The 26,895-nt window shown below is 38.9% G+C and carries 29 protein-coding genes; all 29 read left to right on the top strand.

The features are described 5' to 3' along the window. Positions 1–127 precede the first annotated feature (127 nt). The 29 genes from NST02_RS15225 (at position 128) to fliJ (ending at position 26,888) form a co-directional block, all read left to right on the top strand. Positions 128–460, top strand: a complete 333-nt coding sequence (locus NST02_RS15225) for a putative DNA-binding protein (RefSeq protein WP_095308006.1) — start codon at positions 128–130, stop codon at positions 458–460. Positions 461–471: 11 nt separating this feature from the next. Continuing rightward, positions 472–1,839: a signal recognition particle protein gene (gene ffh, locus NST02_RS15220; RefSeq protein ID WP_095308008.1), complete on the top strand. Its 1,368-nt coding sequence runs from the start codon at positions 472–474 to the stop codon at positions 1,837–1,839. A gap of 106 nt (positions 1,840–1,945) precedes the next feature. Then, positions 1,946–2,218, top strand: a complete 273-nt coding sequence (rpsP, locus tag NST02_RS15215) for a 30S ribosomal protein S16 (protein WP_095308009.1) — start codon at positions 1,946–1,948, stop codon at positions 2,216–2,218. 5 nt (positions 2,219–2,223) lie between these two features. Continuing rightward, on the top strand, positions 2,224–2,454 hold the full coding sequence (locus NST02_RS15210; protein WP_095308011.1) for a KH domain-containing protein: 231 nt from the start codon (positions 2,224–2,226) through the stop codon (positions 2,452–2,454). A 135-nt stretch (positions 2,455–2,589) separates the two neighbouring features. After that, entirely contained in the window at positions 2,590–2,976 is a 387-nt protein-coding gene (locus NST02_RS15205) for a YlqD family protein (RefSeq protein ID WP_095308013.1), read from the top strand. Positions 2,977–2,988: 12 nt separating this feature from the next. Next, positions 2,989–3,507 carry a ribosome maturation factor RimM gene (rimM, locus tag NST02_RS15200; RefSeq protein WP_095308015.1) on the top strand — a complete coding sequence of 173 codons (519 nt, stop codon included), beginning with the start codon at positions 2,989–2,991 and terminating at the stop codon, positions 3,505–3,507. Beyond that, positions 3,507–4,247, top strand: a complete 741-nt coding sequence (gene trmD, locus NST02_RS15195) for a tRNA (guanosine(37)-N1)-methyltransferase TrmD (RefSeq protein ID WP_170943544.1) — start codon at positions 3,507–3,509, stop codon at positions 4,245–4,247. The genes rimM and trmD overlap by 1 nt, the downstream gene beginning before the upstream one ends. 136 nt (positions 4,248–4,383) lie before the next feature. Continuing rightward, positions 4,384–4,728: a 50S ribosomal protein L19 gene (gene rplS, locus NST02_RS15190; protein WP_095308019.1), complete on the top strand. Its 345-nt coding sequence runs from the start codon at positions 4,384–4,386 to the stop codon at positions 4,726–4,728. A 420-nt stretch (positions 4,729–5,148) separates the two neighbouring features. Next, on the top strand, positions 5,149–5,700 hold the full coding sequence (gene lepB / locus NST02_RS15185) for a signal peptidase I (RefSeq protein WP_095308022.1): 552 nt from the start codon (positions 5,149–5,151) through the stop codon (positions 5,698–5,700). 57 nt (positions 5,701–5,757) lie between these two features. Continuing rightward, positions 5,758–6,612: a ribosome biogenesis GTPase YlqF gene (gene ylqF / locus NST02_RS15180; protein WP_137742827.1), complete on the top strand. Its 855-nt coding sequence runs from the start codon at positions 5,758–5,760 to the stop codon at positions 6,610–6,612. Between the two features lie 169 nt (positions 6,613–6,781). After that, positions 6,782–7,552 (top strand): ribonuclease HII, encoded by a 771-nt coding sequence (locus tag NST02_RS15175; protein WP_137742828.1) that lies wholly within the window; start codon positions 6,782–6,784, stop codon positions 7,550–7,552. Between the two features lie 13 nt (positions 7,553–7,565). Beyond that, positions 7,566–9,314, top strand: a complete 1,749-nt coding sequence (locus NST02_RS15170; protein ID WP_137742829.1) for a hypothetical protein — start codon at positions 7,566–7,568, stop codon at positions 9,312–9,314. Beyond that, positions 9,311–9,631, top strand: a complete 321-nt coding sequence (locus NST02_RS15165; RefSeq protein WP_095308030.1) for an EscU/YscU/HrcU family type III secretion system export apparatus switch protein — start codon at positions 9,311–9,313, stop codon at positions 9,629–9,631. The genes NST02_RS15170 and NST02_RS15165 overlap by 4 nt, the downstream gene beginning before the upstream one ends. A gap of 205 nt (positions 9,632–9,836) precedes the next feature. Further along, on the top strand, positions 9,837–10,997 hold the full coding sequence (sucC, locus tag NST02_RS15160; protein WP_095308032.1) for an ADP-forming succinate--CoA ligase subunit beta: 1,161 nt from the start codon (positions 9,837–9,839) through the stop codon (positions 10,995–10,997). Positions 10,998–11,110: 113 nt separating this feature from the next. Then, positions 11,111–12,013, top strand: coding sequence for a succinate--CoA ligase subunit alpha (gene sucD / locus NST02_RS15155; protein ID WP_095308034.1), 903 nt, complete (start codon positions 11,111–11,113; stop codon positions 12,011–12,013). 249 nt (positions 12,014–12,262) lie between these two features. Then, positions 12,263–13,123 carry a DNA-processing protein DprA gene (dprA, locus tag NST02_RS15150; RefSeq protein WP_137742830.1) on the top strand — a complete coding sequence of 287 codons (861 nt, stop codon included), beginning with the start codon at positions 12,263–12,265 and terminating at the stop codon, positions 13,121–13,123. A 516-nt stretch (positions 13,124–13,639) separates the two neighbouring features. Next, complete coding sequence (gene topA / locus NST02_RS15145; RefSeq protein WP_137742831.1) at positions 13,640–15,718, top strand: type I DNA topoisomerase; 2,079 nt, start codon at positions 13,640–13,642, stop codon at positions 15,716–15,718. Positions 15,719–15,979: 261 nt separating this feature from the next. Beyond that, positions 15,980–16,882, top strand: a complete 903-nt coding sequence (xerC, locus tag NST02_RS15140; RefSeq protein WP_095308040.1) for a tyrosine recombinase XerC — start codon at positions 15,980–15,982, stop codon at positions 16,880–16,882. A 24-nt stretch (positions 16,883–16,906) separates the two neighbouring features. Continuing rightward, positions 16,907–17,458, top strand: a complete 552-nt coding sequence (gene hslV / locus NST02_RS15135; protein WP_095308042.1) for an ATP-dependent protease subunit HslV — start codon at positions 16,907–16,909, stop codon at positions 17,456–17,458. 2 nt (positions 17,459–17,460) lie between these two features. After that, a complete protein-coding gene (hslU, locus tag NST02_RS15130) occupies positions 17,461–18,867 on the top strand; it encodes an HslU--HslV peptidase ATPase subunit (RefSeq protein WP_095308044.1) in 1,407 nt (468 codons plus the stop codon). A gap of 138 nt (positions 18,868–19,005) precedes the next feature. Further along, positions 19,006–19,785: a GTP-sensing pleiotropic transcriptional regulator CodY gene (gene codY / locus NST02_RS15125; RefSeq protein ID WP_095308046.1), complete on the top strand. Its 780-nt coding sequence runs from the start codon at positions 19,006–19,008 to the stop codon at positions 19,783–19,785. A 730-nt stretch (positions 19,786–20,515) separates the two neighbouring features. Beyond that, the gene (gene flgB, locus NST02_RS15120; protein ID WP_095308048.1) at positions 20,516–20,911 is read left to right on the top strand and encodes a flagellar basal body rod protein FlgB; all 396 of its coding nucleotides are present in this window, start codon (positions 20,516–20,518) and stop codon (positions 20,909–20,911) included. A 2-nt stretch (positions 20,912–20,913) separates the two neighbouring features. Further along, a complete protein-coding gene (gene flgC, locus NST02_RS15115) occupies positions 20,914–21,363 on the top strand; it encodes a flagellar basal body rod protein FlgC (protein ID WP_095308050.1) in 450 nt (149 codons plus the stop codon). A gap of 15 nt (positions 21,364–21,378) precedes the next feature. Next, positions 21,379–21,687, top strand: coding sequence for a flagellar hook-basal body complex protein FliE (gene fliE, locus NST02_RS15110; RefSeq protein WP_340949235.1), 309 nt, complete (start codon positions 21,379–21,381; stop codon positions 21,685–21,687). 55 nt (positions 21,688–21,742) lie between these two features. Further along, the gene (gene fliF / locus NST02_RS15105) at positions 21,743–23,335 is read left to right on the top strand and encodes a flagellar basal-body MS-ring/collar protein FliF (RefSeq protein WP_095308053.1); all 1,593 of its coding nucleotides are present in this window, start codon (positions 21,743–21,745) and stop codon (positions 23,333–23,335) included. Positions 23,336–23,347: 12 nt separating this feature from the next. Continuing rightward, positions 23,348–24,364, top strand: coding sequence for a flagellar motor switch protein FliG (gene fliG, locus NST02_RS15100; protein WP_095308055.1), 1,017 nt, complete (start codon positions 23,348–23,350; stop codon positions 24,362–24,364). Then, positions 24,348–25,121, top strand: coding sequence for a flagellar assembly protein FliH (fliH, locus tag NST02_RS15095; RefSeq protein WP_235879390.1), 774 nt, complete (start codon positions 24,348–24,350; stop codon positions 25,119–25,121). Before fliG ends, fliH begins: the two co-directional genes overlap by 17 nt. Position 25,122: 1 nt before the next feature. Next, positions 25,123–26,448: a flagellar protein export ATPase FliI gene (fliI, locus tag NST02_RS15090; protein WP_095308059.1), complete on the top strand. Its 1,326-nt coding sequence runs from the start codon at positions 25,123–25,125 to the stop codon at positions 26,446–26,448. Further along, entirely contained in the window at positions 26,445–26,888 is a 444-nt protein-coding gene (gene fliJ / locus NST02_RS15085; RefSeq protein WP_095308062.1) for a flagellar export protein FliJ, read from the top strand. Before fliI ends, fliJ begins: the two co-directional genes overlap by 4 nt. Positions 26,889–26,895 lie beyond the last annotated feature (7 nt).

Raw genomic sequence — 26,895 nt, 5'->3', positions numbered from 1 at the left:
ATTTCGAAAAAAAATGCATGATTCCTAAAAAACTCATCATAATTCCGGAAACCTACGTTGACATCCCATATCGATGCGTGTAAACTGTCAATGTAAAGGCTTTTCACTTAACAAGGAGGGATGCGGTGTGCTCGAAAAGACGACGCGAATCAATTATTTATATGATTTTTACCAATCCTTGTTAACACCAAAACAGCAAAGCTATATGTCTCTTTACTATCTTGATGATTTCTCTTTAGGGGAAATTGCTGATGAATACGGTGTGAGTAGACAGGCTGTGTACGATAATATAAAGCGCACAGAAGCAATGCTCGAGGAGTATGAAGAAAAGCTACTTTTATTCGATAAATTCCAAAGACGGAGCAAGCTACTGAATGAAATAAAAGTAGTATTAAATGAAGATGCTCCGTCGAAGCAGGCGTTGCTTGAAGCAGTAGCCGAGCTTGAGAAATTGGATTAGGAGGCGGCAAGATGGCATTTGAAGGATTAGCCGACCGACTGCAAAGTACCATGCAAAAGATCCGTGGTAAAGGGAAAGTCTCTGAAGCGGATGTCAAAGAGATGATGCGTGAGGTTCGCCTTGCTTTATTAGAAGCGGATGTTAACTTCAAAGTTGTTAAGGAATTCGTTAAAAAGGTGAGCGAGCGTGCTGTCGGGCAAGAAGTGTTAAAAAGCTTAACTCCTGGCCAACAGGTTATTAAAGTGGTGAAAGAGGAGCTCACCAATCTTATGGGGGGCGAGGAAAGCAAGATTGCTGTATCGAATCGTCCGCCGACTGTCATCATGATGGTGGGATTACAGGGTGCCGGAAAAACGACAACGACAGGAAAGCTCGCGAATTTACTTCGCAAGAAATATAATCGAACCCCTTTGCTTGTAGCAGCGGATATTTATCGACCTGCAGCAATTAAACAGCTTGAAACCCTTGGCAAACAACTGGATATGCCAGTGTTTTCACTTGGTGATCAGGTGAGTCCTGTTGAAATTGCGAAACAAGCGATTGCGAAAGCGAAGGAAGACCATCATGACTATGTTTTAATTGATACAGCTGGTCGCCTTCATGTCGACGAGGCTTTGATGGGCGAGTTAAAGGAAATTAAAGAGCTCGCAAACCCGAATGAAATTTTCCTTGTTGTTGATGCCATGACTGGTCAGGATGCTGTGAATGTTGCTGCAAGCTTTAACGAACAGCTTGGGTTAACTGGAGTAGTTTTAACAAAGCTTGACGGGGACACACGTGGTGGTGCAGCCCTTTCCATTCGTTCGGTTACGAACACCCCGATTAAATTTATTGGTCTCGGGGAGAAACTGGATGCGTTAGAATCCTTTCATCCGGAAAGAATGGCCTCCCGTATTCTTGGCATGGGAGATGTTTTAACTTTAATTGAAAAAGCGCAGGAAAATGTCGATGAAGAAAAAGCAAGGGAAATGGAGAAAAAGATGCGAACCGCTTCCTTTACTTTAGATGACTTTTTAGAGCAGCTTGGTCAGGTTCGCAATATGGGGCCTCTTGACGAGCTTCTGAAGATGATGCCTGGCGCTAACAAAATTAAAGGTCTTAACAATATGCAAATTGACGAGAAGCAAATTACCCATGTCGAAGCCATCATCCAGTCGATGACGAAAGAGGAAAAAATTCATCCGGAAATCATTACGGCAGGTCGCAGAAAAAGAATTGCAAAAGGAAGCGGAACATCAGTCCCTGAGGTGAACCGTTTATTAAAGCAGTTCGAGGATATGAAAAAGATGATGAAACAAATGACAGGAATGCAGCAAAAAGGGAAGAAAAAAGGAAAGAAAAAAGGTGGATTTAATCTGCCATTCAATCCTTTCCAATAAAATCTTACATTATTTTATGAACTGACAAGAAAAAACACTTTACAAACTATTTAACAATCTGTTATTATTTTATCTTGTGTGAAACTATTCGGAGGTGCTATTAATTATGGCAGTAAAAATTCGTTTAAAACGTATGGGAGCAAAAAAATCTCCTTTTTATCGTATCGTAGTAGCTGATTCACGTTCTCCTCGTGATGGACGTTTCATTGAAACAGTTGGAACTTATAACCCAGTAGCTGAGCCGGCTATTGTAGAAATCAATGAAGAGTTAGCTCTTAAATGGTTACAAGACGGTGCTAAGCCATCTGACACAGTTCGTAACTTATTCTCTAAGCAAGGCATTATGGAAAAATTCCATAACGCTAAGTACAGCAAGTAAGACGTATGAAAGAGCTAATTGAAACAATTGTCAAGCCTCTTGTGGACTTTCCAGAGGATGTTCTAGTAGATGTCGCGGAAGAGTCTGACCGGATTACGTATAAACTAAACGTGAATAAAAGCGATATGGGGAAGGTAATCGGAAAACAAGGGCGAGTTGCTAAAGCTATTCGAACTGTTGTCTATGCCGCAGGAACGACTGGACAGAAGAAAGTCTTTTTAGAAATTGTTGAGTAAAGCTCTAAGTCTACAAGAATAACAGCAAAAAGGAGGGAGAATCCCCTCCTTTTTTTTGTAAGAGCATGTTTGAAAAATTATATATAAACTTTATTAGCAGTAACCTTTCATAATTAAATGAGGGAGGCAGAGAGTATGAATATTCTTCAAAAAATTGTCGTCAAGCAAGTGCTTACAGAGAAAAGCAGAGCGGAGCTTCATCAGAAGTACGAAGAAAGTTTGCTTCAGTTAAAAAAAGAGTGTGAACAGCTTCGATTTGAGTTAAAAAAACTAGAGAAGACGAAAAAATATCCATTAGGAAATTTAACAAAACAATTTGAGAAGGAACTGCATACTCGCCAAGAAAAAATGAAGCTTCTCGATTTTCAAATAGAACAATTACATATGCTACCTTTAGGTAGTGAATTGCAAGAAAAGGAAATTCAAGGGATCATAGAGGTTAAAATTGGAGACACTTGGGAGGACATTGCTACGAGCAAAACGATTGTCATTAAAGACGGCGTCGTTGCGGAAATTCGTTAGAGGTGATAACTGTTGGAAAAATGGTTTAATGTCGGTAAAATTGTAAATACTCATGGAATTAAAGGTGAAGTTCGTGTTATTTCAAAAACAGATTTCGCTGAAGAGCGATATGCTCCTGGCAATCAATTATATTTATTTATGCCGGATTCAAAGGAGCCAGTGGAATTAATTGTGGGTACACATCGAGTTCATAAAAATTTTGATTTATTAACTTTTAAGGGTTATGAAAATGTGAACGAAGTGGAACCGATGAAAGGCGGCATTTTAAAAATCCATGAAAATCAACTAACAGAATTGGAAGAGGATGAATTTTATTTTCATGAAATTATCGGCTGCCTCGTATTTACGACAAGAGGAGAAGAGGTTGGAAAGGTGAGAGAAATCTTAACTCCTGGGGCAAATGATGTTTGGGTCGTCAAAGGGAAAAGTGGTAAAGATATATTGATTCCATATATTGAACAGGTTGTAAAAAAGGTAGACGTAAAAGAACAAATAATTCTAATCGAACCGATGGAAGGTTTACTATCATGATGAAAATTGATGTCCTTTCCTTGTTTCCAGAAATGTTCCCAGGAGTATTTGGTAGCTCGATATTAAAAAAAGCTGCTGAACAGAAGGCCGTTTCCTATCAGGTTGTCAATTTTCGTACATTTGCCGATAACAAACATCAAACGGTTGACGATTATCCGTATGGTGGCGGTGCTGGCATGGTGTTGAAACCACAGCCTATTTTTGACGCTGTAACCCATTTAAAAGAGCAGGCTGAGAGTGATAAGCCAAGGGTTATCCTTCTTTGTCCACAAGGTAAAACCTATAATCAAAAAATGGCAGAAGAATTGGCGCAAGAAAAGCATCTAATTTTTATTTGTGGGCATTATGAAGGCTATGATGAAAGAATACGAGAACATGTCATTACTGACGAAATATCGATCGGTGATTACGTATTAACTGGTGGCGAGCTGGGGGCTATGGTGATTATTGATAGCGTTGTCCGGCTGCTCCCGAAAGTTCTTGGAAATGAAGAATCACATATGAGAGATTCTTTTAGCACCGGCTTGCTAGAGCATCCACACTATACAAGGCCTGCCGACTTTCGTGGAATGAAGGTCCCTGACGTACTTATCTCCGGGAATCATCGCCTAATCGATGAATGGAGAGCAAAAGAATCGTTAAGAAGAACGTACGAACGGAGGCCTGAGCTTCTGGAAAAAGTTGAACTAACAGATGAACAAAAAAAATGGCTTCATGAAATAGAAAGCCTTAAAAAATAAGCTTGAAGTTGCTTAAACGTTATGGTATGATACTTCTTGTGACTTAGATGTGCAAGTCTTTGTCTTATAACGATGTTCCGCTGCAATTAATGAGCTACAGTGATGCATGAGCATCTGTTGGAAGGAGTTGAAAACGATGCAAAAATTAATCGAAGAAATCACAAAAGAACAACTTCGCACTGATCTTCCTACTTTCCGTCCTGGTGACACTGTACGTGTACACGTTAAAGTTGTCGAGGGAACTCGTGAGCGTATTCAGTTATTTGAAGGTGTTGTGATTAAGCGTCGTGGTGGTGGAATTAGCGAAACTTTCACAGTTCGTAAAATTTCTTACGGTGTAGGCGTTGAGCGTACATTCCCAGTACACACACCAAAAATTGCGAAGCTTGAAGTTATCCGTCGCGGTAAAGTTCGCCGTGCTAAACTTTACTACCTACGTAACCTACGTGGTAAAAAAGCTCGTATTAAAGAAATCCGATAATACCAAAAGTGTAGAGCACTTTAGCTTGAAGCTAAACAAAAAAAGCAGAAGAATTGAAATTGATTCGGCTGCCTAACAATGGAAGGAGCTTGTTTATGTAAAGATCTATTAAGGATTTTTACTTGCAGGCTCCTTTGTTGTTAGGAGGCATGTTTTTGACAATCTTTTCTGCTTTTTCTACTATTACATAATAGCATGTTTAGAAATAACAAATCCTAAGCTCTGAAGGCTTGATTAAAGTAGAGCTCGTTTTACTGATAAAAAACTTTGCGAAATTGAGCGATAGCAAAGGCAGCGTAAGCAATCGTTTCTGTTGGCGCTCTGGCTTATTTTGTTTGATTTCATTGGCTATCATAGTTTACTCTAATAATATGGGATTTGTAATTTTAGTGTATTTTAAGAATGGTGGGGATTGAGAAAGTGGCTAAGAAAAAAAATGAACTATGGGAATGGATAAAAGCACTTCTTATTGCTGTCGTGCTAGCAGCTTTTATACGCTATTTTTTATTCGCCCCTATCGTAGTAGATGGTTTATCGATGATGCCGACATTACATGATCAGGATCGAATGATTGTGAATAAATTCAGCTATAAGATTGGCAAACCAGAAAGGTTTGACATCATTGTTTTTCATGCACCAGAGGAAAAGGACTACATAAAGAGAGTAATCGGTCTCCCGGGAGATAGGATTGAATATCGAAATGACACGCTATATGTCAACGGAGAAGCATATGAAGAACCGTATCTCGATGATTTTAAAAATCAAGTCATTGATGGGCCTCTGACAGAGCCATTTACACTTGAAGAAGTTACAGGCCAAGAGGTTGTTCCTGAGGGACATTTATTTGTGATGGGAGATAATCGTCGCTATAGCAAAGATAGTCGTCATATCGGGACAATTCCGATGGAAAAAGTTTTAGGTAATACAAGTATGATATATTGGCCATTAGATGATATTCGAATTGTAAAATAGGAAAACTAAAAATCGTATGGAACAAATAAATATGCCGTTCAGGGAGGAGGTGCTGCGATGACGATACAGTGGTTTCCAGGACATATGGCGAAAGCGCGCCGGCAGGTGACAGAGAAGCTAAAGCTGGTTGATATTATTTTTGAACTAGTTGACGCGAGGATACCCCATTCCTCTCGAAATCCGATGATAGATGAAATCATTCAACATAAACCAAGGCTGGTTCTATTAAATAAAGCTGATATGGCTGATAAAGAAGTAACGAAGGAATGGATTCATTTTTTTGATGCACAGGGAATAAAGGCTTTGGCAATTAATTCTCAGGCTGGTACAGGAATGAAGGAGATTGTTTCCGCTTCTAAATGGATCCTGACAGAAAAATTTGCTCGAATGCAGGCAAAAGGCGTTAAACCGAGGGCAATAAGAGCAATGATTGTTGGTATTCCAAATGTTGGAAAATCAACATTGATCAATCGCTTGGCAAAGAAGAATATTGCCAAAACGGGTAATACTCCTGGTGTGACCAAAGCGCAGCAATGGATTAAAGTGGGAAAAGAACTCGAATTATTAGATACTCCTGGGATTTTGTGGCCGAAATTTGAGGATCAGGAAGTAGGATCAAAGCTTGCACTTACTGGAGCAATAAAAGATACGATTTTAAATCTCCAAGATGTTAGCATCTATGGTTTGCGCTTCTTGGAGAAAGAATATCCACAGCGTTTAAAAGAGCGTTATCAGCTACAACATATTCCAGAAGAAATTGTAACGCTTTTTAATGAAATCGGTAAAAGAAGGGGAGCGCTTATGAGCGGTGGCGAAGTCGATTATGACAAAGTGGCAGAGCTTGTCATTCGCGATATTCGTTCAGAACAGTTGGGACCACTCTCATTCGAAAAACCGCAATATGGGGAATAAATGACTATTAAAAGCAGCCGAGTCCACTATTCTATGTGAAAGTAGGACCATAGTGAAACTAAAAACTGTAAAAAGTAAAGACCTTCTTTAGCAAATTGAAGGTCTTTATTTTTTTCTGACCAAACCGATACATATGATAAGAACGTGTTAAGAAAAGGGGTATTTAACCTTGACGATTTATACAATTAAAGAGATTGAAGAAAAACTAGCAAAAATAAATGATGAGAATGATCCCTTTCTCGAAGAAATAAAGCCCGATGCTCGAAAAGGAGTGCAACGTTTACTCGAAAAGTACGGACGGCAATTACAACAAAAAAAGCAGGCGCTGGAAAAATTCTCTCACATGTCTCGCATTGAACGAAACCTTTATAAGCAAGGATATAAGTTAATCGCAGGAATTGATGAAGTGGGGCGGGGCCCGCTTGCAGGTCCCGTCGTTGCCTCATCTGTAATCCTACCGGAGGATTTTCAACTATTAGGTCTTGATGATTCAAAAAAGTTGACTGAAGCAAAACGTGAAGAGTTCTATGCGTATATACAAGAACATGCACTTGCTGTTGGAGTCGGAATTATTCAGCCAGAAGAAATCGATCAAGTAAATATTTATGAAGCAACTAAAAAGGCGATGTTATCTGCGATCGCGGCAATGCCTTTTGCACCAGAGTATTTGTTAATAGATGCGATGAAACTGGATACGCCATATCCGTCACAAGCGATTATAAAAGGTGATGCGAACAGTATTTCCATCGCTGCCGCCTCCATAATAGCAAAGGTGATGAGAGATGCGATAATGAAGCAATTGCATAGCGAATACCCTTTCTACCAATTTGAACGAAATATGGGCTACGGAACGAAAGAACATCTCGTAGCTCTAGAAAAACATGGAATGACCCCATATCATCGAAAGAGCTTTGAACCGATTAAAAGTATGATGAAATGAGAGGATTAAGAAGATGATTTCAAATTTTATTCAGTCCTTGCAAAAACAGCAGAATGTACGTGTGCAAACAAATACTTTTCAACCAGGACAAATTATTTATGGACGAATTGGCAAGCTGTTTCCTAATCAGACAGCTGAAGTGCAAGTCGGTAGCCAAAAAATGATTGCAAAACTCGAAGTTCCTTTATCATCTGGCGGAAAATACTGGTTTCAAATCCATTCGAATGATGGCCGTATCCATTTAAAGGTATTGCCAATTGATGATTCAGGCGGACACGATCAACATCCGATAATTAGCCTGTTAAAGCAGTTGGGCCTATCTGAGACGAATGAACATAAAGAGCTCATCCAGTTGTTGTTGAAAGAGAAGCTACCTATTACAAAAGAGCTAGCTCAAGCAGCGGTGCGGTTGCTGCAAGAGCATGAAAGAGAGCCAGCTAGACTTGAGGTATTAAAGGAAATGATGTCGCGGCAGCTGCCGCTTACAAAAGAGGTTTTTAACAGTGTGCTTGCAACAGTAAAAAATGAACCAATGCATCAATTGATGGACGTGTTACGGGCCAATTTAAGTTCTTCTGCACAAATAACAAAAGATGGGCAGCAACTGCTCCGTTTGCTTGAGGAAATGGTACAGACGGGGAGGGAGAAAGTGGCGGAAAGAGCAACCGCCCATTTATTTAAAGAGTGGTTTAATAGTTCAGGAATAACTTCTTCTAGAACTGCCTTCTCTCTATTGCAAAAACTTTCTATAGTTGATAACAGAGAAGAAAGAGAACTGCTTATACTTGCTGCCAACAAACTAATCGATAAAGCTGGTGTAACTTCTATAGGGAATAACGAAAGAAGCCGAATAGAGGATGCGCTTCGCCAAAATCAAACGGGACTGACAGCTATACTTGTTAAGTCCGCTCTTGCTAGAGAAATGGATAACGGCATGCTTACTCTGAAACAAATCGTATCTTTATTTTCTTCCGATGGCAAGTTTCCGCAAACGATGCCATTTTTTCAGCAATTATTGGATAATCCTACTAATATACCAGAAAAAGTTCCATTTCAATTTGCCAAAGAGGAAATGATGATGGTACAAAAAATCGCCAATGATGCGCATGAAGAACTGATCAAGCTTGATTCAGGTAAAAATGTTGCGGACATGCTTCGTTCACTAATAGGAAAGATAGGCTTTGATTATGAGTCGAAATACGCGCTCTCTATGTTTGATAAAACGGGCGATGTGCAAAAGCTTGACGTCCTCAAAGCTCTTCTTCTCCGTTTCGTGAATGGGGAGCAGTCTGGAACAGCTAAGGGAGAAGCAGAACAGCTTTTGTACAAAATCACAGGTGTTCAGCTTTCATCGCAGGAAGTGTCTCCTCTTAACCATTATGTAATGCAAGTTCCTCTTTCCTTTTGGGAAAAGAAAACGGATTTGACGGTGCAATGGAGTGGGCGAAAAAAAGAAAATGGTGAAATTGATCCGGCATTTTGCCGAGTGCTTTTTTATTTAGAGTTAGACCATCTCAATGAGTTAATCGTCGATATGCAAATTCAAAATCGGATCATGAATATGACTATTATCAATGATACTGAAAAAATAAAGGTTAGCGCTGAACCATTTATCGACAGCTTGAAGGAAAACCTCCATCACTTAGGATTTACTTTAACAAGTATTTCCTTTCGCCAAACTGTAGAAGACGTCCCAAGGATAAAGAAGAAAGAGCAGCAATACCAATCTAGTTCTTATAGTGGAGTTGATATTAGAATATGAAAAATGAGGAACTGGAGCGGAGAAAAGAAGCGATAGCCTTAGGCTACGACAGTGGAGCAAAGGATGCGCCGAGGGTAATTGCAAAAGGGAAAGGGCTCATTGCTGAGAATATATTAGAACAAGCAGCAAAGCATGAAGTTCCTATTCAGGAAGATGCTGCTCTAGTGGAACTATTGAGCAAACTTAATATAAATGAGACAATTCCGGAAGAGCTCTATCAAGCAGTGGCAGAGGTGTTTGCATTTATTTATAAAACAAACCGAGAGGCAGGGGCAGGGAAAAAGGAGAGTTCTTCTATAGCCAAAAAACAAAAATAATCATGGAGTGATTGTGATTTCAGATTTTATTGATTAGAAAGAAAATTATTATTTTTGGCATAATGGTAGACAACTTATTTTTAGTCTTATAAAATGAAAGCGCAGTCTAATTTTAGGAAGTAAGATTGGTCAGTAAAAGGTTGGTAATAGTCGTAACGATACCAAAGTTTTTTAAATCCTTTTACAACAATAAGGAGGATGGGAAATGAATATTCACGAGTACCAAGGTAAGGAAATCCTCAAAAGCTTTGGGGTATCCGTTCCTAACGGAAAAGTGGCTTTCACCGTGGAAGAAGCTGTTCGTGCAGCGAAGGAACTAGGAACGCAAGTTTGTGTTGTTAAGGCACAAATTCATGCTGGGGGACGTGGAAAAGCAGGCGGTGTAAAGGTTGCTAAGAACTTAGATGAAGTTCGTACATATGCTAGCGAAATTCTCGGCAAGACTCTTGTCACACATCAAACGGGTCCAGAGGGAAAAGAAGTAAAACGTTTATTGATTGAAGAAGGCTGCGATATTAAAAAGGAGTACTATGTTGGTCTAGTATTGGATCGTGCCACTTCTCGTGTTGTTCTAATGGCTTCTGAAGAAGGCGGAACAGAAATTGAGGAAGTTGCAGAGAAAACTCCGGAAAAGATCTTTAAAGAAGAGATTGACCCTGTTGTAGGTTTACAACCATTCCAAGCAAGACGAATTGCTTTTAATATCAATATTCCTAAGGAATTGGTGAATAAAGCCGTCAAATTTATGTTGGGTCTTTATCAAGCATATATTGAAAAAGACTGCTCCATTGCTGAAATTAACCCTCTTGTCGTTACAGGGGACGGAAATGTTATGGCATTGGATGCGAAATTAAACTTTGATTCAAACGCCCTTTATCGAAGAAAGGATGTTTTAGCATACCGTGATTTAGAAGAAGAAGACCCGAAGGAAATTGAAGCATCTAAATATGATTTAAGCTATATTTCACTCGATGGCAATATCGGATGTATGGTTAATGGTGCTGGGCTTGCAATGGCAACGATGGACATCGTGAAGCATTACGGCGGTGAACCGGCCAATTTCCTAGATGTTGGTGGCGGTGCTACAGCGGAGAAAGTAACAGAGGCATTTAAGATCATCCTTTCTGATCAAAACGTAAAAGGCATTTTTGTTAATATTTTTGGCGGCATTATGAAATGTGATGTGATCGCAACTGGAGTTGTTGAGGCAGCGAAGCAGGTTGGACTCAGCGTTCCATTAGTAGTTCGTTTAGAAGGGACTAATGTGGAAATTGGCAAGAAGATTCTCGCTGAATCCGATATTGAAATTATTTCCGCTGACTCAATGGCAGATGGTGCACAGAAGATTGTTAATTTAGTAGGATAATATCTTCAACACGATTAATTTAATCGTTTTATTTGTAATGTGCTAAAAATGTACGGTGGGTAATGACGAATTACCCATGTTGTTAGTCGGATATCAGAAAGGAGATAAATCTCGTGAGCGTATTTATTAATAAAGATACAAAAGTTATTGTGCAAGGGATCACAGGCTCTACTGCCCTTTTTCATACAAAACAAATGCTGGAGTACGGAACAAAAATTGTGGGGGGAACCTCACCTGGCAAAGGCGGTCAAGAGGTAGAGGGCGTGCCCGTATTTAATACGGTTAAGGAAGCGGTGGATGCAACTGGCGCTACTGCTTCAGTTATTTATGTACCTGCGCCGTTTGCAGCTGACGCCATCCTTGAGGCGGTGGATGCAGAGCTTGAGCTTGCGATTTGTATCACTGAACATATTCCTGTACTAGATATGGTTAAAGTGAAACGTTATATGGAAGGTAAGAAAACCCGTCTCGTTGGGCCAAACTGCCCGGGTGTAATTACGGCTGACGAATGCAAAATTGGAATAATGCCTGGTTATATTCATAAGAAAGGTCATGTGGGAGTTGTTTCGCGTTCCGGAACACTAACTTATGAAGCTGTGCATCAATTAACAGAAGCTGGTATCGGTCAAACGACAGCAGTGGGAATCGGTGGAGATCCAGTCAATGGCACGAATTTTATTGATGTTTTAAAAGCATTCAATGAAGATCCTGAAACGTATGCAGTCATTATGATTGGTGAGATCGGTGGTACTGCTGAAGAAGAGGCAGCTGAATGGGTGAAGGCCAATATGACAAAACCGGTAGTAGGATTTATCGGTGGTCGTACAGCTCCTCCCGGAAAGCGCATGGGCCACGCAGGAGCAATCATTTCAGGTGGTAAAGGAACCGCTGATGAAAAAATCCGCGTTATGAATGAGTGTGGAATTGCCGTAGCAGATACTCCTTCAGTTATGGGCGAAACATTAATTAAAGTTTTAAAAGAACAAGGGCTTTATGAAAAATGTAAAACACATTAATTAAATGCACAAAGCTAGTCCTTTCTGCAGGAAGGGGCTAGCTTTGAATAGAAATTTGTTAAACCAAATTGTTGATTAAGCGATTTTTCTCATTTCGTGTGAAACTTTGGTTGCCACGTTGTTCAGTTATGCAAAAAAGGTCTGTGATGTGAGAAATAAGTTTTCTTCATCGCTTCATGGAATCAGAGAGAGCCAAAAATCAACACAACATCCAATAAAGCTTTGCATAATAAAAAGAGGAGTGATAATATGGATGAATTTAAACGAAGGCTTGTTTCCTTACACCACTGTAAAGGAATTGGCTGGAAGACGATTTATCAATTGCTAAAACATGATCCAGATCTGTCCACCCTTTTTGAAAAGAAGAAATTCCCTTCCTTTCTCCCTCAATTACAAAAAAAACTCCTTGAAAACTTTCACTCTCATTATATTTATGAACAAATCCGCCAATACGAATTAAATCAAATCCATATGATCACCCTTTTTGATGATGAGTATCCGGATATATTGCGGGAGACTTATGAGCCTCCATGGGTACTGTATGGGAAAGGAAGAATCGACTTGTTGCAGCGGCAGCTAAAGCTCGCTGTTGTCGGTTCAAGAAATGCTACTGAATATGGAAGAAAAGCAATTGAAGCGATCTTCCCAACTTTGATTGAGGATGGGGTCGTCATTGTTAGTGGTTTAGCAATTGGAATTGATACCATTGCCCACGAGACATCAATGCGGCTTGGAGGTACGACGATTGCAGTTATCGCAGGAGGGTTATTCCATATCTATCCTAAGACAAATAAAGAATTAGCAATAGAAATGATGAGGAATCAGCTTGTATTATCCGAATATCCGCCACATTCGCTCCCTTTAAGGTGGCAATTCCCGCTGAGAAATCGTATTATTAGTGGGATGAGCAATGGAACCTTTATTGTGGAAGCAAAGCAAAAAAGCGGTTCGCTCATTACAGCAAATTTAGCTGTAAATGAGGGAAGAGAAGTGTTTGCACTCCCAGGAAATATATTCAGCACTACATCCACTGGAACAAATGAACTTATTCAGCAGGGCGCAAAACTTGTATTTAGCGGAAAAGATATATTAGAAGAGCTTAATTATTAGCAAGCTTTTTTCGAGTAAGCTTTGTTAAATAGAATTGTTGATAAAATGATTTTTGGCTTATTGGATGTGAAACCAAAGTTTCACATGCCTTTCAGTTATACTGAAAGGTTTCATGGAATCAGAAAGAAAATGAGCCCAAAATCAACACCGACATATAACAAAGCCTTTGAGCAAACTATGCTGCTACAATGTTGAACACCTTTTTAGAAAATGAACAAAAAATAAATTTTTCGAAAAAAGGTTGAAATTATCTTAAAACTGGTATACATTTTGCATCAGGTATTACATATTTTTTTGTTTTGTATTTGCATGGATAAAATATACTATTCTTGACAATTGATATTTATCTGTTTAATAATAGTGAATATTTAAAATTTAAATGAAGCGACTTTATGTATGATTTCGATGGGAAATGCTGATAAATATGGGATGAATGATAAATGTATGGATAAAAGGACAAACTTCCCATTGAAAAATTATTTTAAATCTTATAATCCCTCTTAAGGAGGACAATTGATGTCTGATTTTCTTGTAATCGTTGAGTCGCCGGCAAAGGCGAAAACGATTGAGAAGTATTTAGGAAAAAAATATAAAGTAAAGGCCTCTATGGGGCATATTCGTGATTTGCCAAAGAGCCAAACAGGTGTTGATGTTGAGCATAATTACGAGCCGAAATATATAACTATACGTGGCAAAGGACCTGTTTTAAAAGAGTTAAAGACTGCTGCTAAAAGAGCGAAGAAAGTTTTTCTAGCGGCTGACCCGGATCGTGAAGGGGAAGCAATTGCTTGGCATCTTGCCCATAGTCTAGATATGGACATTCATTCAGACTGTCGCGTTGTTTTTAATGAAATAACGAAAGACGCGATTAAAGAGTCGTTTAAACATCCGCGTCCAATCAATATGAATCTAGTCGATGCACAGCAGGCGCGCAGAATTCTTGATCGTCTCGTTGGTTATAATATTAGCCCTCTTCTTTGGAAAAAGGTAAAAAAGGGGTTAAGTGCTGGGAGAGTCCAATCGGTAGCGGTGCGACTTATTATGGACAGAGAGAAAGAAATAAAAGATTTTGTGCCAGAGGAGTATTGGTCAATTGATGCCCAGTTTTTAAAAGGAAAGGATACCTTCGATGCTTCTTTTTACGGAGTTAGCAAAGAAAAGGTAGAGCTGAAATCTAAAGAAGAGGTTGACGCAATTTTAGAACAAGTAAAAGGAAACAAGTTTACTGTAACTTCAGTTACGAAAAAGGAAAGAAAAAGGAATCCTGCTGCTCCTTTTACAACATCATCATTACAGCAAGAGGCTGCTCGCAAATTGAATTTCCGTGCGAAAAAGACGATGATGCTTGCCCAGCAATTATATGAAGGGATCGATTTGGGCAAAGAAGGGACAGTTGGTTTAATCACGTATATGAGAACGGATTCAACACGGGTTTCAGAGCTCGCTCAAAATGAGGCGGCTGAATTTATTCAATCCGCTTATGGAAGCTCCTTTTTACAAACAGAAAAGCGGAAAGAAAAGAAAAATTCTAATACCCAAGATGCCCATGAGGCGATTCGCCCAACGAGTACACTTCGTGAACCGAGCACGATGAAGGAGTACTTGTCCCGTGATCAGTTAAGGCTGTACCGTTTAATTTGGGAGCGTTTTGTAGCAAGTCAAATGGCTCCTGCAATTATGGACACAATGAGTGTTGATTTGAAAAATGGTGATGTGCTGTTTCGAGCAACAGGCTCAAAAATCAAGTTCCCCGGTTTTATGAAGGTATATGTTGAAGGTACAGACGATCAAACAGAAGAGAATAAGAATAATATGCTCCCTGACCTTAAAGAGGGGGATGAAGTGCTGAAAAAGGATATTGAACCGAAGCAGCATTTTACTCAGCCCCCTCCGCGTTATACTGAAGCGCGTCTAGTTAGAACTTTAGAGGAGCTTGGGATAGGACGGCCATCCACCTTTGCACCTACACTGGACACCATACAAAAAAGAGGGTATGTTGCCCTCGATAATAAGCGTTTCGTGCCAACAGAACTGGGAGAAATCGTCCTGCAATTAATTATGGAGTTTTTTCCGGAAATTCTTGATGTTGAGTTCACTGCGAAAATGGAGCAGGATCTTGATTATGTTGAAGAAGGTAAAACAAGATGGGTCGAAATCATCGATGACTTCTATAAAGGCTTTGAGAAGCAATTAAAGAAGGCTGAGAAAGAAATGGCTGAAGTCGAAATTAAAGATGAGCCCGCTGGAGAAGACTGCACAGAGTGCGGCAGTCCAATGGTATTTAAGATGGGGCGCTATGGAAAATTTATGGCATGCAGCAATTTCCCAGATTGCCGTAATACAAAGCCAATTGTTAAAGAGATTGGTGTTAAATGCCCAAAATGTCATGAAGGAAATATCATAGAAAGAAAAAGTAAAAAACGACGTATTTTTTATGGCTGTGATCGTTTTCCAGAATGTGATTTTATATCTTGGGATAAACCGCTCCCTCGGAGCTGTCCAAAATGTGAAAGCCTCTTAGTTGAAAAAAAGCTTAAAAAAGGAATTCAGGTCCAATGTGTGAATTGCGACTACAAGGAAGAGCCACAAAGTTAAAGGGTGAGCAGCTTGCTCACTCTTTTAAGTGCGTAAATATGCCTAGTTTTGCAAAAAAAACTTTCGGAAAGTACTTGAAACTTTATTATTTATCAAACGTATTATAAAATGCAGGAGGAATCACAAAATAAAGAAAAGCAAGAATGTTGTTTAGAATTACGAAGGATAATTCAGAACTTTGTGAAAAATTTGTAAATTATCTTGCGTACGGAAATTTAGTATGGTAATATTGAATAGCTATGCCCTGTGAGGTGAATAAAGTTGGGTAAAGACGAAGTGGTCACAAGGCTGTTTTTACAATACTTGCAAGTTGAAAAGAACTATTCCCAGTACACGATCGAGTATTATCATGGGGATCTATTAGACTTTAGATTGTTCATGTCTGAACAATCTATAACGGAGTTCGAGCAGGTCGAGTATTCGGATGTTCGGTTATTTCTGACAAAATTATTCAATCAAAAATTATCAAGAAAGTCTGTTGCTAGAAAGATTTCAAGCCTGCGGAGTTTCTATAAATTCTTGCTAAGAGAAAAGTTAGCTTCCCAAAATCCATTTGCAGGGGTTTCGATCCCAAAAGTTGACAAAAGGCTCCCGAATTTCTTTTACGAAGAGGAATTGGCAATCCTTTTTCAAGCTTGTGACATTAGCGATCCAATTGGTCAGAGAAATCGAGCAATACTGGAGTTACTTTACGCAACCGGAATAAGGGTAAGTGAATGCTGTAGTATTCACTTGCAGGACATAGATATGGAACTGTCCACGCTGCTGGTACATGGAAAAGGGAGAAAGGATCGTTACGTTCCTTTTGGCAGTTTTGCAGAAGTGGCCTTGGAGCGCTACATAACAGAGGGACGTAAAGCGATTATGCAGCAAAATAAACAGTCACATGATGTTTTACTTGTTAACTTTCGCGGTGGACCGCTAACGACTCGAGGGTTGAGAACGGTTTTAAATAAAATTGTTGAGCAATCATCATTAAACTCGAAAATACACCCTCATAAGTTGAGACATTCATTTGCAACCCATCTATTAAATAATGGGGCAGATATGAGGACGGTTCAGGAATTACTTGGTCATGAGAATTTATCATCAACGCAAATCTATACACATGTGACAAAGGATTATTTGAAAAAGACGTATATGGAGCATCATCCGAGGGCATGAAACACCCAAATAGGAGGAATCTGTATGAATCAATTTCATGCGACCACGATTTTCGCAGTACAACATAAAGGCAAGTGTGCGATGGCGGGAGATGGTCAAGTTACATTCGGCAATGCAGTTGTAATGAAGCACACAGCAAGGAAAGTTAGAAAGTTGTTTAATGGCAAAGTGTTAGCGGGATTTGCCGGCTCGGTTGCTGACGCCTTTACCCTTTTCGAGATGTTTGAAAGCAAGCTAGAAGAATATAATGGAAATCTTCAAAGAGCAGCTGTTGAGCTTGCGAAGCAGTGGAGGAGCGATAAAGTATTACGGAGATTAGAAGCAATGCTGATTGTGATGAATGAGGAAAGCATTCTGCTAGTATCTGGGACCGGAGAGGTGATTGAACCGGATGATGGAGTCTTAGCCATTGGTTCAGGAGGGAATTACGCATTATCCGCTGGAAGATCCCTTAAGCGCTACGCTGGTGAACATTTAACTGCCAGGGAGATTGCTCAAGCTGCCCTCCAAATCGCTGCTGAGATATGTGTTTATACGAACGAAAATATAATTGTTGAAGAGCTAGGAGGAATGTAGACGTGTCAAAAGAAAAAAACTTAACTCCACGGCAAATTGTAGAACGTTTGGATCAATACATAGTCGGTCAAAAAGATGCTAAAAAAGCTGTCGCTGTCGCTTTAAGAAACCGCTATCGCCGCAGTTTGCTCGATGAAAAACTACGGGATGAAATCAACCCGAAAAATATTTTAATGATTGGACCAACAGGGGTTGGTAAGACGGAAATCGCTAGGCGAATGGCAAAGCTCGTTTCGGCACCCTTTGTTAAGGTGGAAGCAACGAAGTTTACTGAGGTTGGCTACGTAGGCCGTGATGTTGAATCGATGGTCAGGGATTTAGTTGAAACGTCTGTCAGACTTGTGAAAGAAGAAAAAATGTTAAGCGTTAAAGAGCGGGCTGAAGAAAATGCGAATAGAAGACTTGTCGATTTACTAGTGCCATCAGCGAAAAAGTCTAGCAACTATAAAAATCCGCTTGAAATGTTATTTGGTGGAGGCTCGTCTGAACAAGAGCCGGAACCAAATCCAACAGAGGAAACAAACATTCAGGAAAAAAGAAAAATTGTTAGAGAAAAATTAGCAATGGGTGATTTAGAAAACGAAATCGTAACGGTGGAGGTCGAAGAACAACAACCTTCAATGTTTGATATGCTCCAAGGCTCTGGCATGGAGCAAATGGGCATGAATATGCAAGATGCTTTAAGTGGTCTGATGCCTAAAAAACGAAAAAAGCGTAAACTTACTGTGAAAGAGGCAAGAAAGGTTTTAACGAATGAAGAAGCTCAAAAGTTAATTGATATGGATGAGGTTACACAAGAGGCTGTACTTAGAGCAGAGCAATCAGGGATTATTTTTATTGATGAAATTGATAAGATTGCTAGTAAGAATCAAGGTGGTTCTTCAGCAGATGTCTCTCGTGAAGGTGTACAGCGTGACATCCTCCCTGTTGTTGAGGGTTCTACTGTAGTAACCAAATACGGTTCAGTTAAAACGGACCATATTTTATTCATGGCTGCTGGAGCATTCCATATTGCCAAACCATCTGATTTGATTCCTGAGCTTCAAGGGCGCTTTCCAATTCGTGTTGAATTAACGAAATTAACGGTTGATGATTTCTTTAAAATTTTAATTGAGCCAGATAACGCCTTGATTAAACAATATGAAGCATTGTTAGAAACGGAAGGTATACAAATTGAATTTTCTGACGATGCTATTCGTAAGATAGCGGAAGTAGCATTTGAAGTGAATCAAAATACGGACAATATTGGAGCGAGAAGACTTCACACCATTCTTGAAAAGTTACTGGAGGATCTATCATTTGAGGCTCCAGACATAACAATGGAAAAAGTTACAATTACACCGCAATATGTCGAAGAAAAGTTAGGCGCTATTTCCAAAAATAAAGATTTAAGTCAATTTATTTTATAGGAGCTTCTTTATAAACAGTGGCTCCAGAATGGGTTCAAATTGCCCCTAGTTTAAGTTTCAACATATTTTGTAATTGATCTTAAAAAATAATAAAATAATCGAAGCAACAAGGGTTGTAAGGAAATAGGAGGAAGAATAATGGATTTATTAACAAAAACAAGAAAAATTAACGCTTTATTACAAAAAGCTGCAGGTAAGCCTGTTAACTTCAAGGAAATGTCAGAAACTTTAAGCGAAGTGATTGAAGCGAATATCTTCATCGTTAGCAGACGAGGAAAATTGCTAGGCTTTGCAGTTAATCAAAAAATTGAAAACGATCGTATGATTAAAATGCTTGAGGATCGTCAGTTCCCAGAAGAATATACAAACAATCTGTTCAATATTAAAGAAACCTCGTCAAATCTTGATATTGATAGTGAGTACACTGCTTTCCCAGTTGAGAATAAAGAATTATTTCAAAATGGTTTGACGACAATTGTGCCGATTATTGGCGGTGGAGAAAGACTGGGAACATTAATTTTAGCTAGATTACAGGAGCAATTCCATGATGACGATCTTATTCTAGGGGAATACGGAGCAACAGTTGTAGGAATGGAAATTCTTCGTGAAAAAGCGGAAGAAATTGAAGAAGAAGCTCGCAGTAAAGCGGTTGTGCAAATGGCGATCAGCTCACTTTCGTATAGTGAACTGGAAGCAATTGAACATATATTTGAAGAACTAAACGGGCAAGAAGGTTTGTTAGTTGCTTCTAAAATTGCTGACCGCGTTGGAATCACTCGTTCAGTAATTGTCAATGCGCTTCGCAAACTTGAAAGTGCTGGAGTAATTGAATCTCGTTCACTAGGAATGAAGGGAACGTATATTAAAGTGTTAAATGACAAGTTCCTCGTTGAGCTTGATAAGCTTAGAGCAAATTAATTAAGTACAGAAGCTGCATCAAAAAATCTTTTTTTGTTTCGGAGTGTAGACAAACTCGAGAATTTTCGAGTTTGTCTACACTCTTTTTCTTTAATCGATTGCTTTTCGGAAAACAGGTACATGGAGCGGAAATGCCCGGATTTGGAAACGTTAAATGTTTTAAAAGGCCTCTTCATACTTTTATTCCTGACCGTGGTTTTGGAATGAGTATAGTCAAAAGCTTCCCTCTTTTTAATACAATTCATTCAGAAAGCTAATGTTTGTAAAGCACATGTAAAAATTAAGTCCGGAAATTAAAATTGTGGAGCAGTTGAACAATGCTACTTATTAATGAATTTAGTCACGGAAAAATTGTATTTTTTAGAAATGAATACGTTTACATTTTTATGCATAATTAATAAATATATTAACACAACGATTTGTTGAACATTTTATGCGAAAAAAGTCGATTTTTGTTAAAAAAACTCCCACTTTTTGTAGCAAATGTGTCATAATCAAGGATAATGATAATGATTCTAAAGTATCAGCTTTTTACGATTTAAATAATATAGTCCCAATGCAAAATGAATGAAAACAGGTCCTATATCCCATTTTTTTTAACGATTATTGCATAGACATATTATTTCTTATTCATTACAATTAAGTATGTATTACATTATTCTTCTAAATATTACAATCTTCAACAAAATCCCTTAACACGGATTAAGTATAATAATGGTGGTGAGAAAAATTGAAGCTGTTTTCAAATACGATTTCAACACTAGAGAGTGCTTTAAACTATTCTTCTACAAAGCAAAAGGTAATTGCTCAAAATATCTCAAATGCTGACACTCCTAATTATAAAGCTAAAGAAGCTAGCTTTAAATCTGCGTTAAATGATGCACAAAATGCTTCAATGACAGCAAAGCGGACGGATATCAGACATTTTAATTTTCATGGAGAAGATTCGTCAAACGTAATGATTAGAACTAATAATCGTACTTCGTATAACAATAATGGTAATAACGTGGATGTTGATAAGGAAATGGCAGATTTAGCTACAAATCAAATCTATTACAATGCATTAACAGAAAGAATTAGCGGAAAGTTTCAGTCTTTGCAATCGGTAATAAAAGGAGGTAAGTAATCATGTCCATCTTTCATAGTATAAACACTTCTGCTTCTGCGCTGACCTCTCAAAGGCTGCGAATGGATGTCATCTCATCGAATATGGCCAATGTTGATTCTACAAGAGCAACTCAGATAAATGGTGAATGGGTTCCATATCGTCGTAAATCAGTTGTTCTTCAACCGAAAGAAGGCGGTTTTTCTTCATTTTTGAATGTTGCAATGAATAAAAATGAAGCTGGAAATGGAGTGAAAGTTTCAAGGATTGTCGAGGATGATTCCCCTTTCAAAGAAGTATATGATCCTGAACATCCCGATGCCGATGAATTTGGCTATGTGCAGATGCCGAATGTTGATCCGTTAAGGGAGATGGTTGACCTGATTAGTGCAACCCGTTCTTATGAAGCAAATGTAACAGTGTTGAATGCCTCAAAGGGTATGCTGATGAAAGCTTTAGAAATAGGGAAATAAAAGGAGCCTTCTTAAATGAATAATATATCGTTTCCGAATGTGTCGAGCGTACTTCCAGTCACCAATGAGGTGAAAACCTCTCCAGTTACACCATACGAGGCACAGAAGAGTTTTGCGTCCGTACTTAAGCAATCAATTGAAAAAGTCAATGAAGCCCAAGTACAATCAGATGTTATGACTGAAAAGCTTGTACGGGGAGAAAACGTTGATTTACACCAAGTGATGATTGCAAGCCAAAAAGCAAGTATAACACTACAAGCAACAATGGAAATTCGTAACAAAGTTATTGAAGCGTATCAAGAAGTTATGAGAATGCAAGTTTAGTAGTTGAGGGGGTTATGCCCTCTCGATAATTAGACAGAATAGCCGGGGGATAAGAATGACAGATTCGTTTCAGAAATATATTAACAAATTAAAAGAATACTGGAATGGCCGTTCTAAACAATACAAAATGATCATTATCGGATCTATTCTGTTAGGTGTCATTATTCTTTCTTTGGTCATTTTTTTTACAACAAGAACAAATATGGTTCCTTTATATAAAGATTTATCTTTAACAGAAATTGGAACCATTAAAGAAAATCTAGACGGTAAAGGTATAAAGTATGAAATCTCTGATGGTGGAACAACAATTAGTGTTCCACAGGAACAGGCAGATTCTCTTAAAGTGGAGTTAGCAGCAGAAGGTTTGCCAAAAACAGGTGGAATTGATTATTCCTTCTTTAGCCAAAATGCCGGATTTGGCATGACGGATAATGAGTTTAATGTCATGAAGCTCGACGCCATGCAAACTGAGTTAGCCAATTTAATTAAAGGTGTTGAAGGGGTCAGAGATGCGAGAGTGATGATTACTCTTCCAACACAAGGGATCTTTGTAAATGATGCAAATGAAGAGGCTACGGCTGCGATTATTTTGAATACAGTTCCAGGTTATCAATTTGAAGAAAAGCAAATCAATGCTTTGTACCATCTTGTTTCAAAAAGTGTACCAAATCTTCCTACAGATAATATCGTCATTTCGAACCAAAATTTTGAGTACTTTGATCTAAAAAATAATGAAAATTCTTCAGGTGACACATTCACTGCACAAAATGAAATTAAAAAAGAAATTGAACGTGATGTGCAACGCCAAGTACAAAGCATGCTTGGCACGTTAATGGGTCAAGATAAAGTGGTTGTTTCGGTAACTGCTGACATCGATTTTACAAAAGAAAATCGTGAAGAAAATCTTGTTACACCTGTTGATGAAGAAAACATGGAAGGAATCGCTTTAAGTGCTCAAAAAATTACTGAGACTTTTACTGGTAATGGCGCTGGAGCGGGTGGTGTTCCTGCAGGTGAAGACCCTGCCGACACCCTTGGCGGTACATATCAAGAGGGAGCATATGGAAATGGCGATTATGAAAGAATTGAAGAGACGATTAATAATGAAGTAAATAAGATCCGAAGAGAAATTATTGAAAGTCCGTATAAAATAAGAGACTTAGGAATCCAAGTAATGGTTGAACCTCCGATTGCAGATGATGAATCTTCACTTCCGCAGGAGAGGGTAGACGATATCACAAGGATGTTAAGTACAATTGTTAGAACGACAATTAATAAAGATACAATTGAAGGAGAATTAACGGATGAAGACATCCAAGACAAGGTAGTTGTTTCCGTACAACCATTTAACGGCAAGCTACAGTTTAATACAGAACCACAAAGTGCGATCCCTTGGTGGGTTTATGTGCTAGGTGGAGTGTTACTTTTAATTATTATTCTTCTAATCTTCCTATTCGTAAGAGCGCGTAAAAAGCGTGAGGAAGAAGAGATGGAAGAATTTGAAGAAGAATCACAAGTTCAAATTCCTGATGTAAATGAGGAACAGGAAACTGAAGGAAGCTTAAGAAGAAAGCAGCTAGAAAAAATGGCAAAAGAAAATCCAGAAGACTTTGCGAAACTATTAAGGACGTGGATCTCGGAAGACTAGGAGGTTTGAAAGTTGGCAATTAGAGAGCAAAAAGAATTAACAGGAAAACAAAAAGCAGCCATTCTTCTCATATCACTTGGCCCTGATGTATCTGCGTCTGTATATAAGCATTTAAGTGAAGAAGAAATTGAAAAACTAACATTGGAAATTTCCTCCGTTAAAAAGGTGGACTCTCAAGCAAAAGAGGAGATCATGGAGGAATTTCACAACATTGCACTGGCGCAGGATTATATTTCTCAAGGTGGAATTGGCTATGCAAAAACAGTCCTTGAAAAAGCGTTAGGTTCTGAACAGGCGTCGGTCATTATAAATAGATTAACTTCTTCTTTGCAGGTGCGACCATTTGATTTTGCTAGAAAAGCTGATCCAGCGCAAATTCTCAATTTTATTCAAAATGAACATCCGCAAACGATCGCCTTGATTTTATCGTATTTAGATGCTACTCAAGCTGGGCAGATACTGTCAGAGCTACCACAGGAAATGCAGGCAGATGTGGCGAGAAGGATTGCGGTTATGGATAGTACATCACCTGAAATCATTAATGAAGTTGAGCAAATTTTGGAACGGAAACTCTCTTCAACCGTCACCCAAGACTATACGCAAACAGGTGGGGTCGAAGCCGTGGTTGAAGTGCTTAACGGGGTAGACAGAGCAACGGAAAGAACGATTTTAGACGCATTGGAAATCCAGGATCCAGAGTTGGCAGAGGAAATCAAGAAACGGATGTTTGTATTTGAGGACATTGTTACTCTTGATAATCGGGCTATTCAAAGAGTTATTCGTGATTGTGAAAATGAGGATCTAATGCTTTCATTAAAAGTTTCTAGTGATGAAGTGAAAAACATTGTTTATAAAAACATGTCAACGCGAATGGTCGAAACCTTCAAAGATGAAATGGAATATATGGGGCCTGTTCGTCTTCGAGACGTTGAGGAAGCTCAATCAAGAATTGTTGCAATCATTCGCCGTCTAGAAGAAGCTGGTGAGATCGTCGTCGCTCGTGGCGGAGGAGATGATATCATTGTCTAGGCTTATCAAATCTGGCTGGTCTAAGGTTGAAGAGCAGGAAAATAAAGTGATTTCCATTCGAAGCTTTAAAGTAGAAAACGAAGAGGTTGACGTTGAAGCGGCTGATATTGAAATCTCCATGCAGCAAAAAGAAATTTTGAACGAAGCGAAGGAAGAGGCAAACAGGATCGTTGCAGAGGCTAGAGCTTTCCAAGAACAAGTGCAGGCTCAATTGCAGGAAGAAAGAAACAATTGGGATGAAGAGGTCGTAAGATTAACGAATCAAGCACAGGAAAGTGGTTATGAGGCTGGTTTTTTACAAGGTAAAGAAGAAGGTTATCAGCAGATGCATGAGCTGATTGAACAGGCCAGAGAAACCGTTAACCTTTCCAAAACAGATTATCATCGAACGATTGAAGAATCTGAACCAATTATTTTAGCCATTGCGTTAAAAGTGGCTGAACGGATTCTTGGTCAGCATCTCGAAGGGCAGTCAGACCATTTTCTAAGTATTGTGAAACGGGCTCTGAAAGAAGCAAGGGAATATCGTGAAATACAATTGCACGTACACCCAGCACACTATGAGCTTCTCTTGTCTCAAAAAGAAGATTTAATTAAAATTTTCCCGAAGGAAACTGAACTTTATATTTATCCAGACGGAGACTTAACAGAGCTTAGCTGCATTATCGAATCAGCTAATGGAAGAATTGATGCAAGTGTAGATCAACAGCTTTTGGAAATTAAAGCAAAGTTATTCGAATTGCTGGAGAGTGAATAATGTGAAATTAGCTGACTTATTAGAGCAAATTGACCAGATAGATACATATAAACATTACGGTAGAGTTAAGCGAGTAGTAGGTCTGATGATTGAGTCACAGGGTCCAGAAAGCTCGATTGGCGATGTTTGCTATATTCATGTCGGCCATAAACACAAAAGGAAAATTAAAGCTGAAGTAGTGGGCTTTAAAGATGAGAACATTATTTTGATGCCCTATACAACGGTTAATGACATCTCTCCAGGAAGTTTAGTGGAAGCAAGCCATAAACCTCTTGAAATTAAGATTGGTCCAGGTTTAATAGGCAGTGTTCTTGATTCGCTTGGAAAGCCGCTAGATGAAGAAGAACTGCCAAAAGGATTGACCCCTGTATTGACTGAGCAGCAGCCACCCAATCCATTAAAACGACCTCCTATCTCTGAATCTATCGAAGTCGGTGTTCGTATGATTGATTCGCTATTAACAGTAGGTACGGGGCAAAGGGTTGGGATCTTTGCCGGTAGCGGAGTCGGAAAGAGTACGTTGCTGGGGATGATTGCCAGAAATACGAAAGCTGATTTAAATGTTATTGCACTTATTGGAGAGCGTGGTCGCGAGGTACGAGAATTTATTGAACGAGATCTGGGACCAGAAGGCTTAGCGCGTTCAATCGTCATTGTGGCCACTTCTGACCAACCAGCATTAATGAGAATTAAAGGGGCATTCACAGCAACAGCTATTGCAGAGTATTTTCGCGATCGCGGTTTGAATGTGATGCTGATGATGGATTCAGTTACGAGGGTTGCAATGGCGCAGAGAGAAGTCGGTTTGGCGATTGGTGAGCCGCCTACAACGAAAGGGTATACACCATCTGTTTTTGCGATACTTCCAAAGCTTTTGGAAAGAACCGGTACTAATATGTTAGGCTCAATCACGGCTTTCTACACCGTTTTAGTAGATGGTGATGATATGAATGAGCCTATTGCTGATACAGTTCGCGGAATTCTTGATGGACATTTTGTCCTGGATCGAGAGCTGGCTAATAAAGGGCAGTATCCTGCCATTAACGTTTTGAAAAGTGTAAGTCGAGTTATGAACAATGTTGTTCCTGAAGAACATCGTAAATCAGCTGAAAAGCTTAGAGAACTTTTAAGCACTTATATTAATTCTGAAGACCTAATTAATATTGGGGCTTATAAAAAAGGTTCATCTAAACAAATTGATGAAGCTATTCGTTTGTATCCAGACATTATTAGCTTTTTAAAACAGGAAACGAATGAGAAGGCATCGTTTCATGATAGCTTAAATGCTCTATATGAGTTAATGGGAAAAGGTGAGAATATCCGATGACTTATCAATATAAGTTTGCTAGAGTATTAGCCTTGAAGGAAAGGGAGAAAGATGAGGCTCTCTTTACTTATCAGGATGCAGTAAAAAAATTTGAAGAAGTCGCTGAAAAGTTATACGAATTATTACGGAAAAAAGAAGATTTGGAGGCTTTTCAATCTGCAGAGCTTAAGAACGGTCTATCGATTGTCGAAATCCGCCATCACCAGCAATTTATTGGAAATTTAGAAAAGACAATTAACCACTATCAAAAAATGGTTATTAATGCCCGAAATCGAATGAATTTATTTCAGGAAAAACTGATGGAAAAAAATATAGAAGTAAAGAAATTTGAAAAAATTCGCGAAAAGGATTTTGAGCATTTCCTCAATTCCTTAAAAACAATTGAGAATAAACAAATGGATGATATCTCGATTCAGCTTTATATGAACCGAGGAAGTTAGGTGATTT

It is taken from the genome of Robertmurraya sp. FSL W8-0741 (assembly GCF_038004005.1).
GTDB lineage: Bacteria > Bacillota > Bacilli > Bacillales > Cytobacillaceae > Robertmurraya > Robertmurraya siralis.
Note: the sequence above shows the minus strand (reverse complement) of the source record. Positions and strands in the feature narration are given on the sequence as shown.

What these genes read in the sequence shown, in the direction of transcription:
- ffh (WP_095308008.1), top strand. Translation starts at nt 472, where the DNA reads ATGGCATTTGAAGGATTAGCCGACCGACTGCAAAGTACCATGCAAAAG.
- trmD (WP_170943544.1), top strand. Translation starts at nt 3,507, where the DNA reads ATGAAAATTGATGTCCTTTCCTTGTTTCCAGAAATGTTCCCAGGAGTA.
- flgC (WP_095308050.1), top strand. Translation starts at nt 20,914, where the DNA reads ATGTCCATCTTTCATAGTATAAACACTTCTGCTTCTGCGCTGACCTCT.
- fliJ (WP_095308062.1), top strand. Translation starts at nt 26,445, where the DNA reads ATGACTTATCAATATAAGTTTGCTAGAGTATTAGCCTTGAAGGAAAGG.
- NST02_RS15205 (WP_095308013.1), top strand. Translation starts at nt 2,590, where the DNA reads ATGAATATTCTTCAAAAAATTGTCGTCAAGCAAGTGCTTACAGAGAAA.
- topA (WP_137742831.1), top strand. Translation starts at nt 13,640, where the DNA reads ATGTCTGATTTTCTTGTAATCGTTGAGTCGCCGGCAAAGGCGAAAACG.
- dprA (WP_137742830.1), top strand. Translation starts at nt 12,263, where the DNA reads ATGGATGAATTTAAACGAAGGCTTGTTTCCTTACACCACTGTAAAGGA.
- fliE (WP_340949235.1), top strand. Translation starts at nt 21,379, where the DNA reads ATGAATAATATATCGTTTCCGAATGTGTCGAGCGTACTTCCAGTCACC.
- codY (WP_095308046.1), top strand. Translation starts at nt 19,006, where the DNA reads ATGGATTTATTAACAAAAACAAGAAAAATTAACGCTTTATTACAAAAA.
- sucC (WP_095308032.1), top strand. Translation starts at nt 9,837, where the DNA reads ATGAATATTCACGAGTACCAAGGTAAGGAAATCCTCAAAAGCTTTGGG.
- hslV (WP_095308042.1), top strand. Translation starts at nt 16,907, where the DNA reads ATGAATCAATTTCATGCGACCACGATTTTCGCAGTACAACATAAAGGC.
- fliF (WP_095308053.1), top strand. Translation starts at nt 21,743, where the DNA reads ATGACAGATTCGTTTCAGAAATATATTAACAAATTAAAAGAATACTGG.
- rplS (WP_095308019.1), top strand. Translation starts at nt 4,384, where the DNA reads ATGCAAAAATTAATCGAAGAAATCACAAAAGAACAACTTCGCACTGAT.
- ylqF (WP_137742827.1), top strand. Translation starts at nt 5,758, where the DNA reads ATGACGATACAGTGGTTTCCAGGACATATGGCGAAAGCGCGCCGGCAG.
- fliH (WP_235879390.1), top strand. Translation starts at nt 24,348, where the DNA reads ATGATATCATTGTCTAGGCTTATCAAATCTGGCTGGTCTAAGGTTGAA.
- NST02_RS15210 (WP_095308011.1), top strand. Translation starts at nt 2,224, where the DNA reads ATGAAAGAGCTAATTGAAACAATTGTCAAGCCTCTTGTGGACTTTCCA.
- rpsP (WP_095308009.1), top strand. Translation starts at nt 1,946, where the DNA reads ATGGCAGTAAAAATTCGTTTAAAACGTATGGGAGCAAAAAAATCTCCT.
- NST02_RS15170 (WP_137742829.1), top strand. Translation starts at nt 7,566, where the DNA reads ATGATTTCAAATTTTATTCAGTCCTTGCAAAAACAGCAGAATGTACGT.
- NST02_RS15165 (WP_095308030.1), top strand. Translation starts at nt 9,311, where the DNA reads ATGAAAAATGAGGAACTGGAGCGGAGAAAAGAAGCGATAGCCTTAGGC.